At 48.1% G+C, this 16352-nt stretch carries 8 protein-coding genes and 3 pseudogenes; all 11 read right to left on the bottom strand.

Going from position 1 to position 16352, the window contains the following annotated elements; genetic code table 11:
• Nucleotides 1-11 precede the first annotated feature (11 nt).
• A complete protein-coding gene (locus GCU48_RS15555; RefSeq protein WP_152380600.1) occupies nt 12-2927 on the bottom strand; it encodes an S-layer homology domain-containing protein in 2916 nt (971 codons plus the stop codon).
• 193 nt (nt 2928-3120) lie between these two features.
• Nucleotides 3121-4647 (bottom strand): glycoside hydrolase family 30 protein, encoded by a 1527-nt coding sequence (locus tag GCU48_RS15550; protein WP_152382174.1) that lies wholly within the window; start codon nt 4645-4647, stop codon nt 3121-3123.
• Between the two features lie 258 nt (nt 4648-4905).
• Nucleotides 4906-5886, bottom strand: a pseudogene (locus GCU48_RS15545) (Gfo/Idh/MocA family protein).
• Nucleotides 5887-6082: 196 nt separating this feature from the next.
• Nucleotides 6083-6577: a GNAT family N-acetyltransferase gene (locus GCU48_RS15540; protein ID WP_152380599.1), complete on the bottom strand. Its 495-nt coding sequence runs from the start codon at nt 6575-6577 to the stop codon at nt 6083-6085.
• A 164-nt stretch (nt 6578-6741) separates the two neighbouring features.
• On the bottom strand, nt 6742-11706 hold the full coding sequence (locus GCU48_RS15535; RefSeq protein WP_152380598.1) for a DUF4132 domain-containing protein: 4965 nt from the start codon (nt 11704-11706) through the stop codon (nt 6742-6744).
• Between the two features lie 15 nt (nt 11707-11721).
• A complete protein-coding gene (locus tag GCU48_RS15530) occupies nt 11722-12141 on the bottom strand; it encodes a hypothetical protein (protein WP_025720735.1) in 420 nt (139 codons plus the stop codon).
• Between the two features lie 350 nt (nt 12142-12491).
• Nucleotides 12492-12872 (bottom strand): annotated as a pseudogene (locus GCU48_RS15525) (MetQ/NlpA family ABC transporter substrate-binding protein); the annotation flags it as partial.
• 73 nt (nt 12873-12945) lie between these two features.
• Nucleotides 12946-13272 (bottom strand): annotated as a pseudogene (locus GCU48_RS15520) (ABC transporter permease subunit); the annotation flags it as partial.
• A 207-nt stretch (nt 13273-13479) separates the two neighbouring features.
• Nucleotides 13480-14271, bottom strand: coding sequence for an energy-coupling factor transporter transmembrane component T family protein (locus GCU48_RS15515; RefSeq protein ID WP_152380597.1), 792 nt, complete (start codon nt 14269-14271; stop codon nt 13480-13482).
• Entirely contained in the window at nt 14246-15730 is a 1485-nt protein-coding gene (locus GCU48_RS15510; RefSeq protein ID WP_152380596.1) for an ABC transporter ATP-binding protein, read from the bottom strand. Before GCU48_RS15510 ends, GCU48_RS15515 begins: the two co-directional genes overlap by 26 nt.
• Nucleotides 15730-16326, bottom strand: a complete 597-nt coding sequence (locus GCU48_RS15505) for an ECF transporter S component (protein ID WP_152380595.1) — start codon at nt 16324-16326, stop codon at nt 15730-15732. The genes GCU48_RS15510 and GCU48_RS15505 overlap by 1 nt, the downstream gene beginning before the upstream one ends.
• Nucleotides 16327-16352: the final 26 nt, after the last annotated feature.

Here is a 16352-nt window from a genome sequence, read left to right as displayed (position 1 = left end):
GCACACCCATTTTAAGGGTGTAATCGCCCTAAATAGTCGCCTAAATTGACAGGGGAGTTGCTCGTTCCCTCGATAATCCATTCGCCTGCTTGATATTGATCCGCATTGCCAATGATCGTACCGCTGTTCCTTCCAAGAGCTTGTCCTTGACTAATTGTTGCAATGTCCATGAGCATATTATCGTAATACAGTTTAAGCGTAACGGGCTCCGGATTATGTTGTAACTGCAGGAAGGTATAATACCAGTCCGCTGATTCGTACGAACTGAGGTCATTTGCAATCACAAACGTTTGTCCAGGCATGATCACATCTCCGTCATTGGCATTGATGATAATCTGCTCTGGTTGATCGGATCGCTCAATCCGAATTCTATTTTTTTCCATAGGCCTGTTGGTAGGATTGTACAATTCAATCGCCTGATCCAGGTAATCCGGTTCCCCCTGCCATACGACTTCGGATATAAACAAATCTTTTTTCTCCACGATCACTGGAAGCGGGAAGGACACTGTTCCCCCACGGCCGTCATTTGCCGCGAGCGTAAGCAACGCCGTACCGTTATTTAAGGGTTGAACGAAGAGAGCACTCCCTTGTACCTGCACTACTGCAACTGATGGATCAGAAGATACTACGCTATAGGTCAGCGGGTCTCCATCGGCATCCGAGAATATAGTATCCATCTGTAATGTCTGCTGACCATCCCCCGGGTCCATAAATTGAGGTGCAGGTGCATTGGCTACCACTGGAGTATGATTATCAGGTAGAGGGCCTACGACTTGTAACATATATGAAGTGGAGGATACGCCTCCACGACCATCGTTTGCCGTAATTTCAATTGTCGTCGCCCCCGTACTATGCAGCGCTACAAATGATCCTTCTTCATTCTCCACCACACTGCCTACCTGGGGATTGGAGGAAGTGATGGTATACGTCAATGTATCGCCATCCTCATCCATGAATAACGTGCCTGGATAGAGCATCAGCTTGTCTTGCAGTACATTGGCAATTATGAAAGGTATATGAGGCAAAGCGACAGGCATGTGATTCACAGGCTGCGGATCAGGCAAAGGCGAATTCACGATAACAACAAACTGAAGTGATGTCGTGCCGCCTTTACCGTCATGCGCTGTTATCGTCATCGGGCTCATGCCGGTTTGAAGTGGTGTAAGCATAAGCTGATCGCCTGTAACTTTTCCTGTAGCCACTTCTGGCGAAGCTGATTCCACCGTGTAGGTCAACGCATCGCCATCCTCATCGTTAAACAAATCAGACAGACTGAGCTGCTGGCCGCCTTCATTTAAAAGCAAAGAAACATCATTTAGGCTTCTGCTTGCGACAGGACTGTGATTAACGTCCACCTCGTAAGTAGAACTGGTTACTGTATATGTGAAAAATACGCTCGCTTTGCCGCCTTTTCCATCCTCTGCCGTAACAAACACCTGCGTGCTTCCCGCCGATTTAGGCTTTAACGCAAGCTGTTTACTAGCTACTTCTGCTTCTGCTACGTATACATCCGAAGTGACCGCATGATACGACAGCTCGTCCTGATCCGCATCAAAAAACACATTTTTCAAATCCACCAGTGTATCCCCGGAGCCCAAAATGGCAGACTGATCGGCAGGAACTATGGCTGAGACAGGTGCATGATTAGGTGTCGGCGTTGGATTTGTTGTAGAACCGCCACCGCCGCCGGATGAACTCTTTTTCGTGCTTGTTGAAGATGAATCCGGGGAAGTATCCAATGTGGTATCACGTATAATTTGTGTCTCTGTTCCCCGATCCGCAAGGCGGGTCTGTACTGTCTGAATACCATTGGCGAGACGCACCTGTGTATCGGCAAAATTCAATTTAAGCTGCTGCCATACTCCACTCCCCTGAATCTGTACTGGCTCATGCGTATCTACAATCATTTCGTTTACGTCTGCATGAATCTCTACATTTTTGGCACCCTGCATCAACGTTACCTGAGGTAACATATCGCCTTGAATATGCACATAATCCGCTGCAATAGCTAACTTGCCTTTAAAATCTGTTCCTTTGCCATACAAGGTCACCGGATGTTCAGCTGTGCCGCTTTGCACAATTTGGAGCGCCGACAGATCAGCTACATTCCGGTTTGCCGCCTGATAGGTCAGGGTAGCCCCTTGAAGCGCCGCTGTATTATCCGCTCCGAACAGTTGCTTCAATTGCTTGCCGATCAAATATGGCTTTCCATCCATGTAGGCAATATCTCCGTCAATCCGAGAAAGGATTCCTGTCCGCTCACCGGATTGGAACACATTTACCAGAAAGGCCGCGATATCCTGGCGCTTTACCTGTACTTTAGAATCAAACCGATGATTGGATGTATCCATCAACCCCAGCTTGAGAGCTGCTTCTACATTGCTTTTGGCCCATGCGCTCACCTGTTCTCCATCGGAAATGTCCTGAGCATCACCGCCTTGAACCTGAGTTCCTCCAACGGCCCTTACCAAAATCGCTGCCAATTCCTCGCGGCTCACCGGAGCATCCGGACGGAAGGAGCCAGATTCATCCCCGTTCATTAAACCTGCTGCACGTACCGCTTCGATATAAGAAGCCGCCCAGCTACCCTGCGTATCCTTAAACGCTACTGTTTTCCCTGCTATGTCGAGCTTAAGCGCATTAGCTAGCAAAGCTGCCATTTCCTTGCGCGTCAATGGTTGATCCGGGCGGAAAGAACCGTCTGGATAGCCGGTAATTAGTCCTTGCTTCACAGCCTCCTGTACCGCCTGCAGCGCCTGGGATGACATACTGGATTGATCTGTAAAAGCTACTGTATTAGCTTTGGTTACCATCGTTGATGTTTCCCCTGCTACGTTCGCATGAGCAAGCTGTGGTCCCCATGCCATACCCGCCAGCAACGTCACCATCAGCACTTTGTGCCATTCTTTATTTGTTTGTTGATTCATCAGACTCTCCCCCGTAAACGGTTCATTCTTTTTATTAGTGAAAAGATCTTATCACCCGCCTCTGAACCGATTCTGAACAATGTTAAAATTTTATTTTTTTGCAGTTTGGTCTTGCTGCAAATGAAAAAAAGAGCGCTCAGCCCATTGGACCAAACGCTCTAAAATCTTCTATAAACGTTATTGTGAAGCCATATCATGAAGCCGCAGGATTCCATTGAAAGGTAGCCGCCGACTTGGATGGAAGTGCAGCTGTGAAAACGTTGCTTCCCTGCCGAACCTTAAAGGTCTTTTTGTTCGCTCCTGTATTGGCAGCAATCAGAACAAGCGTACCATCGGGATTGCGGTAAGCGACCGTTTCGATACTTCCGCTATAATGTGTAGAATCAATGCGTATCGCACCCGGACGGACGAATTTACTGGCATGACCCATCGCATAGTATTCCACATTTTTCGTAACGGCTCCGCTTAACGGGTCGATGGTCACTACACCTCGACAGTTGGTGCAGCCACCATTGGTTGGACCGCCGGACGGATCAAGTGCAATTTTCCAGAAAAGCACGTTTTGTGCCCAGTTTCGAGGTGCACCAATGATAAGCTTGGACATATCCCAGCTCAAATTATCCCCAAACCCTGAACTCCACGCTCCTCCGCTGCATTCTGTCATGAAAACAGGCTTATCTGGAAAAGCCTGATGCACATCTGTCATCGCTGTGGGCTCCCCTTTGTAGCAATGAAAAGCCGTACCATGCGTATAACTTCGGGCCTGCTCATCGCCAAGTACAGTCTTGGCATAACTGCTCCCTGTATCCCAATTATGGTCAAAGGCAATAATTGGGGTGGACAAATGATTTTGACTTAAGGCAGGGCCCAGGTATTGCTTGATAAATTTCGCCTGCTCTGCTGCTCCCATACTCATGCTGGGATACTTGGACGTAGTAAATTCCGGTTCATTTTGAATGGAGATCGCCTGAATTGGAATCCCCTCGTTTGCATAAGCCTTTATATAACGTACAAAATAGTCAGCATACGCCGAGTAGACACGTGGATCGGTATAATCCAAATACCAGCCATTATATATCTGCTCCCCGTATTTCATCCAGGGCGGGGCAGTCCATGGCGTCCCCATAATCCGCAGATTCTGGTTTCTTCTCAGGATTTGCTGCAGCACATCAACCACATCCCGATCCTTGGCAATGGAGAAGTGCTTCAACTCATAGTCCTTGCCTGTTGTCACATCATCATAGGTATAGCTGCCAGGCTGCCCCTGTTCATTCACCGAATAATCAGATGCCCCAATGGTATGGCGAATATAGCTCAGTTGAATGCCACTGGCGGTAAACAAATCATTTAACAACTGATCACGCTGATTTGCAGACATGCCATGGTTCATCAGGTAAGCAGACGATCCGGACACCGCTGCGCCAAACCCTTCCATCTGTTGGTAACGAATATCCGGCTTCACTTCCACCGTCAGTGTATCCGAATTCGCTGCTTTTTCTTTACTTTCCTTACTATTGTCATTTTCCCAATGGATGGGGGCTTGTTGCGTTAGGCGATTCGCCGGGTCCGGTGTTGTTAGCCACATGCTGACATCATGCTCAGCTTCCTGCTTCGGAACATTCTGTATAGCCACACTAACCAGAACAGCAAAGACCAAAATTGCAGCTGCAGCTACGAGCAGCCAGAGGTTAGAGCGTCGTTGCTTTTGGAGTTTCTTCATCTTCACAAAAAGAGAACGCTAACAATTTGTTTAACTAATGATAAAATTACATTTTTGTAACTTTTAAATGACGTTTTCTTAACTATTTTCAATCATAAAAAATGATTCATATGTCCCACAGGATGAGATCTTTCCATGCCGGTTCATCGCGTGCGACCAAAGTCGCTATTTCAAAATTGGAATATATGATGTATGAGAATACAACGATAAAAACAAAAAAATCCCAGAGAACCGGAAATGTCCCTGGAATTGACGTGATTATTCAAACGGATACCGAAGTCCCCACTGTGCGCGAATCTGATCCATTAGCTTCATAATCCCTAGTGATTCATCCAAAGAAATAATAGAGCTTTCGAGCAAGCCTTCGTTCAGGCAGCGCCCCACTTCTTCTGCTTCAAAGGCGTATCCTGTAAAAACACGGTCATCCTGGAAGTGGTGCGCTTCTTCACCATCCACAACTAAAGTGGCCGATGTGCTGTTCAGGAAGGACGGAATGTGAATATAGCCCTTGGTTCCATGATATAGGCTTCATTCGTCAGTCCGAGACGAACCGCTCCGTTAAGCATAGCCGTGCGTCCGTTGCCGTAATCCAGCAGGATAGAAAATGTCTCATCAACGCCCGTCTCCCCAATATGGGCGGTACTCCATACATGCTCAGGTTCAGGGCCGAAGATCATCGAAGCAAAAGAAACCGGATAAATTCCCGTGTCCAACAAAGCTCCTCCGCCCAGCTCAGGGTTTAAAAGCCGTCCCTCCGGGTTCCATTCTACACGAAAACCAAATTCCGCCTTAACCAGCTTTATCTCGAATGCGTCCCTTATGTATCCACTCTCGCACTTGGCGAATCGGAGGCAAAAAGCGTGTCCACATGGCTTCCATCAAAAATAGCTTACGCTCCACGCGCAAAGCTGATCAGTTCCTCCAGCTCTTTGCTATTCACAGTGAAGGGCTTCTCACACAAGACGGCTTTGCCCGCCCGGAGGGCTGTCAGAACATTTTCTGTATGAAAAGGATGAGGAGTACCTACGTAAATAGCATCGACCTCGGAATCCTGAACTAATTCCTTGTAGCTTCCGTAAGCCCGTGCCAATTGATGCTTGGCTGCAAATCGGTAGCGCTTTCAATAGTGCGCGATCCAACGGCATACCCTTCTCCATTCGTAACATGCGCCAAATCCGCAACAAACTGATCAGAGATCCATCCCGTGCCGACAATTCCCCATTTAATCTTTTGGCTCATACTTGTTTCCCTCCCAGCAGTATGGTTAACGGTGACTAACACAATCTTCTTCATTCTAGCAAACGGCTACCCTAAACAAAAGTAATTCCTGCTGAACAGAGGTTTTTGCTGTCGCTCGGCAGCGGAACGACACGGCGAACTACTAATTAAGGTTTTGAGCCAGGATGTCATCCAGAAGCATCCCGGCTTAAACCAATTAATGAATGACGTATTTATAAAACTTTTTATCCACTTTCATAACGGGAAAGCCAACCGGCAATTCATCAAGAGCTATACTAACAAAGCCATTCTTCTCATAAAAGCAATGAGCTGCTACGAATTGTGTTGTTGTTCCAAGGTAGATTTCTTCAATAGCCCTTTCCCTGGCCCAATCTATGGCATGATGCAATAATTGATGCGACACATTAAACGCTTGACCTCTATAGCTCTGTTTGACAAACATCTTTCTGAGTGCTGTCTTATGGTCCCCAATATCTAACAAAGCTACAGTCCCCACTACGGTTCCTTCACTTAGAGCTACCCAGAAGTTGCCGTTACCTCTCTGATAAAAGCTTTCAATTTCAAGCAGATCTGGCTGATCTTCCTTGGTTATGGCGATATCATATTCATTTTGTTGAATATGCAAGATTAAATCGACAACCTGTGATTGATACTCGCTTGAATACTCTTTTATAAAGATGCTATTGACCATCACTGCATTCTCCTAGTTCATTGTTGTGCCTTAATATTACATAACTCAACTTCGCAGCTAGTCTTGTGAACACCCACTTGATGTAGCTGAGAAAGCTCAGTCTCCTTCATAGAGTTGATCCAGTATCAAGGATTATCCAGGTGCGAAAGTTGAGTTAGTACGTCCTACGCTTGAAGCTGCGTAAGAATTTGCGGGTCCTTGATCTTCTGATCCTCAGCGAGCAGCACAATTTTGGATAAAATTTCGGCTGTTCTTGGGTCCTCATCCAGAAACGGCAGGAAGATGCGCCCACGATGCTGTGCATGCACCGGAATGATATGCAGCGCTCCCTTCGCTTGCTTGTAGACACCACCGCTTCCCAAATGCACCGCATATTCCCCAAGCGTGCCATCTATACGTGCATAATTTCCATCCAACCGTACATTGCTGATTTTCAGCAAACGCAATGATTCCTGTACAATAACGCTGCGCATTCCAATGGTCGTAAGACTGGCTTCCGGATCAACGCCGCCCACATGAGCAACACTAACAACCAGATCCACGTCCCGCATGACTTCGGAGAACAGGACAGGAGGAACTTCATCTAACGGAACACTTTTATACGTTGTCCGATCAAAGAACTGCACCGTTTCCAGCGTAGGTGCTTCGGTGTCCGCTGGTGAGAACCAATCCGCCATGGCGTACAGGTTAGCGATCAGATTTTCGGCATAATACACCTTTTGGAGTCCGTCCTCATAGCTGACCGTCCACTGGCGACCCTTCAGCAGGGATACCGTTTTATTCGGCTGTACCTGATGTCCTGCATATCGGCGGGAAACCGTTGCGCTTGCACGTTCGTCCTCATTCGGCAAGTACAGCTCACGGAACACCTGCTTAAACGGCTGACGAATCTGACGGTCAAATAAGTCCTTCTGGAAGTCGCCCCAACGGCCGCTTTCGTACAAATGAAGCGGATGGGCGATAATCAGCTTTTCCTCTTCTCCCACAGTATGCTGTTCAGCAGAAGGAGCAGTCAACGCCAACGTATCCTCGTTGAAATATCCAAGATGATCCCCGGCCTTGAATACCAACGTACGTACCAATGGAGCAAGCACGGGATTACCCAATAATCCCTTCAGCTCCTTCACCAAGAAAGCCGTACCGGATTCCATAGAGCGTTCCAGCTCTTTGCGGGCTCTTCTGTACTGATCTACCAAATCCCCTTTAAGTTCCTTTAAGGCAGCAACATACTCAGCCTTCTTAAAACGAGCCGGAATAGACTTCAGCGTCTTCCCTTTGCTGACAACCTCAATGTCTGCTGCCCCTTCTTCATCAATGACAAGTTGTATCGTTGTCCCCTCTGCCAAGGCATGTGGCTCAAAATAAGACCGGAGATCCTCCAGCTTACGTGCTTCCATATCCCATACGAGCCGGGTTACGTCATCATAACCTGCATTGCGGGCCAAATTTCCGAGTGCAATCCGCGAGACCAAAGCTTCACTAGCCTTACGCTGTGCTCCAAATTTTTTGCTGTGCTCCAGAAACCGCTGAATAAAGTCATAGCGTTCCCTCACATCCGGTTCAGGAGGCTCTGCAAGTGGGATCAGACTGTAGGTCAGCAAATGATCCTTATTCCGTTTGTCTTCCACGGATTGTTTTATTTCATCCAGCTTCAGCTTGCCCAGCGTCGCATCTGCAAACAACTGCGATCGGCGATGATTGGCTCCAGCCGAAATATACTTAGCACAATCGTACAGCAGGTCAAATCGCTCTTCGCCCAACGTCTCATAAGCTTCATGGAACCAGTGAATATCGAAGGCGCCGTCATTAAAATCCTGCGGAGCAATCGGCGAATAGTGAGCTACAATCGTCTCCTTTTCAGCCGAAAAGCCTTCATTGATATGTGCATGGAAGTACCATGCCGCACTGCGAAGCCCTTCCCATCCTAGGTAATTCGCTACAATCTCAATCCACTGTGGAGCATACATCGCTGCCTCCAGCAGACGTTTATCCGTAATTTTAGCATTTTTCAGCTTTTCCTTGAGCAGCATGGCATCTTCGCCTTCACTCGGATAACACACCTTCAGCAAGTGGCTGAACGATTCCTTTTTGGTAATACGATCACCGTATCCGTACACATAACCTCGGACGAACGTCTCCTTGTCAAGGCCTTCCAGAATACGGATAAAATATTCCATGCCTTCAATCCGCTTCAGACCCATAACCTTTGGCGTAGCCTCGGTAGGCAAATCACCTCGAGCCAATTCAACCTCCAGCAGCCGATCAATAACCGTACGCCGTATTTCTATAAATTCTGGCGAGTTGGTAATCCAAGTATTACGTGCGTTTGTTAAGGAACCCATATGACCGCGGCTACTACTGCCAGCCAACAGTTCCCGATATACTTCCCCTACACCAATCAATCCGTCTCCATATGCCTTGAAATAATCCGCCAGATCCAGCGGCGAATAATAACGATGTTCTGATCCTGGCAGTTTTGAATAGTTCACAAAGGTATGGAAAAATCGCTTAAAGGACTTACCATCATGGATCCGCCCCTTCTCCAGTGCCACCCACGGGCTGGCTAATAGATGAAGCATTCCCATGTCCTCAGCAGGTCTGTCCTGGGGCATGGCCTGCATCAATGCATTTAAGGCAAGGTCAATTACGTCAAATGTTTCCTCACCGGATGTATCCGGGAAATAAGCATTGATCAGTGTGCTTACTTGACTGGAATAGGTCAGCTCCGCCATCCACTTCTGAACCTCGTTAATCCGGTCCAAAGGATACATTTGCTCGGCGAAGTCTTTACGCCACCCTTCCAGCAGCTTGTGCTTGCTTCGTTCTGAATAGTCCATATTGGAGAAATAACGGTAGTAGCGATCCAGCGTTTGATCCATTGGCTCCAATTGGTCATAAAACACAAGCTCCAGTAGTTCGCGCGCTCCAATGCCGCTCTCCTGCAAATAACGGTTCCATTCCTCATAAAGAGGATATAAAGACAGCCTGGAATCTACTTCTTCATCGACCTGAACCAGCCGTAGAGGACGAAGGTTTGTCCCAATGAGCAGCGTCTCTTTGTAGCCCGAATAGTATTCCGCAGTATATTCTACATCACGATGACGATGGACAAGCTCATCCAGTCCACTCAAGAATTGCTTGAGCTTCTCCAATGAACAAACAAAAATATCGGCCAATCGGAAATCGCCCAAATCAGCTTTCTCCTCCAGCCAAGCCTCCCCGGCATTCGGATCGTACAGACCAAAGCCGTTTGCTCCTGTATAAGCGTCCTCCTGCCCCAGCTTGGATAGCAACTGCTCCTCTTTAGCTGTCGGTTGCTGAATGATATCCGCCAAAGCCCGCAGGCTTTCATATTGTTCTGCACGCTCAGGGTCTGCATATATTTTCGTCAATATTTCCAATCCACCCAATCGTTGCAGCTCCGCCTTGGCTTTGAGCAGCCGTTCCAGCGAGCCAGCCAAAGGCTCCTGCGGCTGTGAGAGCAGCACACCAATGACACTTTGCCGTAGAGAGCCTGTCTTTAGCTTTAATAAAGCCTCCATCTGCTGCATTTCTGCTTCCGACAGCGTCAGCTTGCGTGCCTTGGCAACAGCGAACTCACGAATGCTCATGCTTTTGTCAGACAAGCAGGAAAAAATAAAATCACGTTGCACCTTGTCATCAGGTTTTTGCACAAAATGATTTAGCAGCTCGCCACGCAGGTTAGGGCTAATCTGATCCTTCAGGGCTATGATTTTCCCAATCCAGTCTGCATCCATATCATACCCGGCGAGATACAGCATTTTTTGAATTGGAGCATCCGAGCGATGATAAACGTTTACAAAATCCAGCACCTTGGAGGGCCCGGTGGACTCTCCCTTTTTCATATGTACAAACAGGGCATGCAGTCGCTCAAAATCCTTGTGCCGCTCCTCTTTGCTATCCAGCAAAGGAGTATGCGCTACTTTAACGATCCGATCCGCGACTGTCCCACCTTCTACCCATTCATAAAAATAATGACTTGTATAGTTCTTCAGTATCCAATATTGAAGCTCCGGGTCCGTCTGGTCCAAATATTCTCTGGCAACTCCGAGACGTACATCCTTGTTCTCACTATTAGACAGCACATAAAGTGCTACGATTTTCTGATAAGGTGCTCCCTGCTCCATGAGTTGCCGCACTTGCCCATACAAGTCACGTTCCTCATGCACTGCCGTAGCCCACAGACTCATGTAGACTTCATTGGCATTTGGGCTGGTCAACCACTCTTGGCGCCGCTCACTATGGGTCAATGCCTCATACGCCTGCTCAATCAGTTGGCGAACTACCCGCTGATTGGCAGATTCCAGCCCCATACCTGTCCATACCGCGAGCGCCCGCACCACCGAGCTGTAACGAATGAAGTCTTGGTCTATAATCAACTTCAACAGGTATATAAGAGCCTCCCGGGTTCCTTCATCCATTTGCTCTACAATGCTTTGTCGCAGTCCCTCTTGAAGCTTGGCCGCTGTCAGCAGCTCACCAATCATGTGATAATGCTCCTCCTGATGGCTCAAGAGCAGTCCTTTAATCATGCCGCGCGTAAGTAATGCCGCCTGATTATCGCCATAAATAATACCTTTTAACGCCTCAAGCACCTGTGAATTACCGCTATCCAGCTCATAGGCTATCCAATCACTAATCGCCTCCTGAATCCGGTAATCCCTGCCTTGTTCATAATCCTTTTTCGTTAAATAATCCATAATGGAGAAACCGATCCAGTCCATGCGGATCAACTGCACCATTCTTTTATAAATCCGCGAAGTATGAGCCGTAATATCCGAGGTGCGAAACGGTTTACGCTCATACCCTGTACTGTACGGATATTCCGTAACGTGCTCCGTTATATGTGCGAACACATCACCTGTCGTGTGTCCAACCAACCGACACAATACCTCTGCCAGAGGCTTGAACAGCGATTCTCCGCTTGCTACAGCCTGTGCTTTCAATATTCGCTGACATTCGTTAAAAGGCACCTCGTCCTCGTGTATGTAAGGAAGCTGTCCCAGTTCTATAACATACTGCGCCAACTCCTGTTGTTGTCCATCCAGTTGCGCCGCGCGCTCCTTCAGTATGGTGAAATATTCCTGCTCATTTTTCTCCTGATGCATATTTCATTTCCCCCTCTACCATAGGCCTCCGGCCAGCATTGTAAACCGTATAAATACAATCTCGTCTCCATCCTCCAGCAACAAAGGAGCATCTGGTTCAGTAGCTTCCTCGTCACGTACAAAAACTCTGTATAAACCATCTGCAAAAGCCTGCATCGCTGTGTCTACAGCATTCTGAATATCAGGTATTGCATCATTATAAATGGAACCGAATCCGACCTTGCCTGTCTCTCCTTGCATCTGAATTTCCTCCCCTGTGAGGAAAGGAATCAGCGCGACGCTATCCTGTTTTTCCCGCAGTCTTCGGACATTCAGGGCAACCGTTGCCGCAATCAGCTCTCGTAAGTTTTGCGGTACAGGACTCAGCTCCATTTCTTGCCGTGCGAGTGCTGGCTTGCGTTTTCCCAAACTTTTTACAGTTACAACCAGCTTCATAACGTTCCCCTTCCTTCCTTCTTACTTCCACTTTTGATCCGTTGTCAGCTGAATTTTTTGACCGCTACAAAAAAATGTTAACCAAACCTAAAACGAATGTTTGTTCGTATATTTATTTTAATATGCTCACAAGCATTACTCCATCGCCCTTAATGACCAAAATTTATAGCAGTGTCGTACCCTAAAACCTTAAAAACTAAGACTTTATACCCTGTTTTCGCCAAAAAATATCCATATAAAGGGTAGAAAAGAAAAAGACCTGCACAAGGAATTTCATCTGCTCGTCACAGACTTCATTACCTTTTACAGGTCATATTTATCATAAAACGATGTTTCAAAGCACTTATTTTTTAAAAAGCTGGAACAACGCTGTCCTTGTAATGATCCTCAAAAAATTTGCGAACCTCCGGTCCGGTCATATGTTTTGCCAGCTTTTGAATCGCGTCGGAATTCGCATTATCCTTGCGCGCTACCAGATTAATGGCAAAGTGGGCATCATCCTTTTCCGTAATCAGCGCGTCCTTCTTCGGCGTCAGACCCAGCGGCTTGGCATAGGCAGGATACATGGCAGCCATGTCCACATCATCCAGTGACCGCGCCAGCATCAACAGATCCACTTCTTTAAACACAAACTTTTTCTTGTTCTCAATAATATCAGCCTGTGTAGCATTATAGCCAACACCTTCTTTAAGCTTGATCAGGCCATTTTGCTCCATCATGACCAAAGAGCGTGTAGTGAAATAATTTATTGCCTTCTGCGGGCAAATGTGTACTAAAACCTTTCATCCTCAGCGTACTTCTCTGCTACCGCTTGTCGATTCGGCGGGATATGGTGCTTCCGGTGAACTGGATCGTTTGTACGAAAATGATCATGACAACGATGGTGAACGCCATCAAGCCTGTTTCGAACCGCTGGTAGCCGTAGCGGATGGCAAAATCGCCTACTCCGCCGCCGCCCACAATGCCCATCACTGTGGAGTAGGAAATGAAGCTGATGGTCGATGTGGTCAAACCCAGTACAAGCCCGGAACGGGCTTCCACGTACAGAAATTTGAAAATTAGCTGGAGAGTAGACGCTCCCATAGAAGTAGCGGCTTCAATCACGCCCTTGGGAACATCCAGCAATGATCGGATTGAACCGCATCAAATTGGCCGCTGGAGGTGGTATAATGCTTGCTTACCTGATGCAGCGTAATCATGAAACTGGCTTCCTGATGTTCCTTTTCTCAGGGAAAATATAATAAGCCCGTCAGCCCAGTCAGGTCTGTACGAGCCGTCAAATCCCATTGCATTAATATAACAAAGAGCAGAAACCGGGCAAAGCCTTTTGGCAGCAAATTAGCGCACATCCCACACTCCTACGTAAGGAAAGCGGATACCAAGCTCCCAAGCCAGCGTAAGCATCACCACAAAATAACAAATAAACACAATATCTACAGCCGAATAGCGGATCACATAATAATACGTGCGCCTGGTTTCATTAACAAAGCCCTTGGCCTCCATGGCGATAGCGATTCGCTGCGCTCGCCGGATGCTCTGAGCCAGCAGCGGGATCGCATATCTGCGAAGCATGGCATACATATTCCATTTGGACACATGCTGCTCTGAACCTCGAATACGATGGGCATGTCTCAATGTCTGGAACTCTTCCAGCATAATCGGCATCATTCGCATGGCTGCCAAAAAGCTGTACGCATACTTCGGAGGAAGCCTCCATTGCTGCATCAGCGAATAAAAAAGATTCACCGGACGAGTCGTCAAACCAAATAGCAGCCCTGCTGCTGCCATGCTCAATGCACGAAAGCCCAGATGCATGCCCCGATAAAAGCTTTCCCGCGTAATGTGGATCAAGCCCCACGTCCACCAGGTCGTCACCCCTTTACCGAACAGCATCATACCTGTGGAGGTCGAAATAAACACCAATATAAAAGGAGAGCCGTACAGCAGCAGTCGCTTCCACGGGTGCCCAGACCAGACAAGCAGCAGCAACATAGCACACGCTACATTAAACATGACGTTTAGATTATGAATGATAATAACGACTATGAATAACAAGAAAAACATCACGAGCTTTAGCCCCGGATTAACACGATGCAGCCAGGTTTCATGATGGGAAAAAGACAGGTTCATGTCGTAGCTCTCCCTTCTGCACCCGCCATGTACCTGTGCAGTACCGACGAACGATTTCCGGGTCATGTGTCACCATCACGATGGCTGTGCCTGCCACTCTAAGTTCCTCCAGCATGTCCAGGATAACAAAGGTATTACGCGCATCCTGCCCAAAGGTCGGTTCATCCAGCAGCAGCACGGCTGGCTCACGGATCATAGCCGTGGCAATGCTCAGCCGCCTCTTTTGTCCGAGCGAAAGCTGATACGGATGGCGTTCGTCCAGCCGTTCCAGTCCGAATTGTACGAGCAGTCGATCCACTCGCTCACCGCGCTGTTCGGCTGTAAACAAGCTTTGGGGTAACGAATACTCCAGTTCCTTCCGTACAGTGTGCGCTACGAATTGCAGCTCGGGATTTTGAAACACGAACGCAATACGCTCTGCCAGCTCCTCCGTACCGCCAGCCTCTACGCCGTCCACACGATAACGTCCCCGGGTGTGAAGCAAGCGCATCATGGAAAGCAGCAGCGAGCTTTTACCCGCTCCGTTTTCACCGACCACGCCAATCCAGTCGCCCGGATTCACCTGTGCCTGCCCTACATCAATGACTGGACTTGATCCGCGCAGGCTACAGAAATCTTCCAGCTCCAGTAGAGCAGATTCAGCCGCCAAGATCGACGGTCTGTCGACACTTCCCGCCCCCTTTTGCTGTATTACTTGCTCTCTCCAGCGTGGCGAGGACGCTTCATCCCATACCCCCGGATACCATACGCCGTACTCAGACAATGCCTGCCGATGTACATGAAATACTTCTTCCGCGTCCCCGTCCGCAATGATCTCCCCTTGAGCGGAAAGCACTACAATCCGATCCACATCATGGACAATTTCATTTACTTTATGCTCTACGATCACCAGCGTCTGGTTTTCCGAAATGTGGCGAATCGTATCCCACACCTGTGCGGTGCCTTCTTCGTCCAGCAAGGCCGTAGGTTCATCCAGAAAAAGCACCTCCGGCTCCATCGCCAGCACAGACGCTATGGCCAGACGCTGCTTCATCCCCTGTGACATACTGCCAATGGGCATGTGCACATCATCCGTCGAAAGTCCGACCTGCGTTAGCAGTCTGCGAATACGGGACGGCATCTGCTCCCGCGGAACCTGATTATTTTCCAGCACAAAAGCCAGTTCCTCGTCTGCATATGACATGCAAAACTGCGTATCTGGATCTTGAAATACGATACCGGAACGAGCCGGAATTACGGCAGCATCGCATTTCATAGGTACTTCAATCGTACGCGGAATCAGACCGCTCAGCACCTGGAGCAGCGTTGATTTGCCGCATCCGCTTGGTCCAAGCAGCAACAGCTTTTCCCCTTTACGAACGGATAAAGACATATTATGAAAAAGCAGTTCCTGTTCACCGGGAAATTTCAATCGAAGACGGGTGACCGACGCCACCACATCCTCGGCAGCCCGACACATTAATCCAGCCCCTTGTAATCCTGCTGCGTTGCAGGTCTCAAGGTTCGTGTGACCCCGGTTACTTCCAGCGCCTTAGCCAGATAGAATGCGAACACCCCGGCAATTACGATACTGCCTACCATACGGAATCCAATATACAAAATGTAGTTCCAGGTCGAAAGCTGATCAACATACCCGTAGCTGAAATCCAAAATCAGAGAGGCGACGGACGCTCCGACAGCAGCCAGTGAAGTGACCCACAGATTGGCGTTCCTATACAGAAAAACCGCGAAGAACAGCTCCGCAGCCAAGCCTTGCAGCAGACCATAGTACAAGGTGGACATTCCCCATTCGCTTCCCAGAAAAGCACTGACTGTTGCCGCGGCTACTTCTGCCAAAATCGCAACCCCCGGCTTGCGAATGACGAGATAAGCGAACGTGCCTGCCATAAACCACATGCCATACATCAGTTGCTCGGCGTGCAGACCGAATGGCTTCATCAAATCATAGGCAGGTCCCCATATTTTATAGACCAGCCCGAACACAACAGAGATTACAATCGTGACCAAAATATCTGTCAGCTTTAACCCTCTGGACGCTCTTACATTAGTATTCATTGATGATATACTCCCCTTTTCCCTTA

The organism is Paenibacillus brasilensis (genome assembly GCF_009363115.1).
Lineage (GTDB): Bacteria > Bacillota > Bacilli > Paenibacillales > Paenibacillaceae > Paenibacillus > Paenibacillus brasilensis.
The sequence above is the reverse complement of the archived record's forward strand: the minus strand, read 5'-3'. Positions and strand labels throughout refer to the sequence as shown.

What these genes read in the sequence shown, in the direction of transcription:
- GCU48_RS15555 (WP_152380600.1), bottom strand. Translation starts at nt 2,927, where the DNA reads ATGAATCAACAAACAAATAAAGAATGGCACAAAGTGCTGATGGTGACG.
- GCU48_RS15550 (WP_152382174.1), bottom strand. Translation starts at nt 4,647, where the DNA reads ATGAAGAAACTCCAAAAGCAACGACGCTCTAACCTCTGGCTGCTCGTA.
- GCU48_RS15540 (WP_152380599.1), bottom strand. Translation starts at nt 6,577, where the DNA reads ATGGTCAATAGCATCTTTATAAAAGAGTATTCAAGCGAGTATCAATCA.
- GCU48_RS15535 (WP_152380598.1), bottom strand. Translation starts at nt 11,706, where the DNA reads ATGCATCAGGAGAAAAATGAGCAGGAATATTTCACCATACTGAAGGAG.
- GCU48_RS15530 (WP_025720735.1), bottom strand. Translation starts at nt 12,141, where the DNA reads ATGAAGCTGGTTGTAACTGTAAAAAGTTTGGGAAAACGCAAGCCAGCA.
- GCU48_RS15515 (WP_152380597.1), bottom strand. Translation starts at nt 14,271, where the DNA reads ATGAACCTGTCTTTTTCCCATCATGAAACCTGGCTGCATCGTGTTAAT.
- GCU48_RS15510 (WP_152380596.1), bottom strand. Translation starts at nt 15,730, where the DNA reads ATGTGTCGGGCTGCCGAGGATGTGGTGGCGTCGGTCACCCGTCTTCGA.
- GCU48_RS15505 (WP_152380595.1), bottom strand. Translation starts at nt 16,326, where the DNA reads ATGAATACTAATGTAAGAGCGTCCAGAGGGTTAAAGCTGACAGATATT.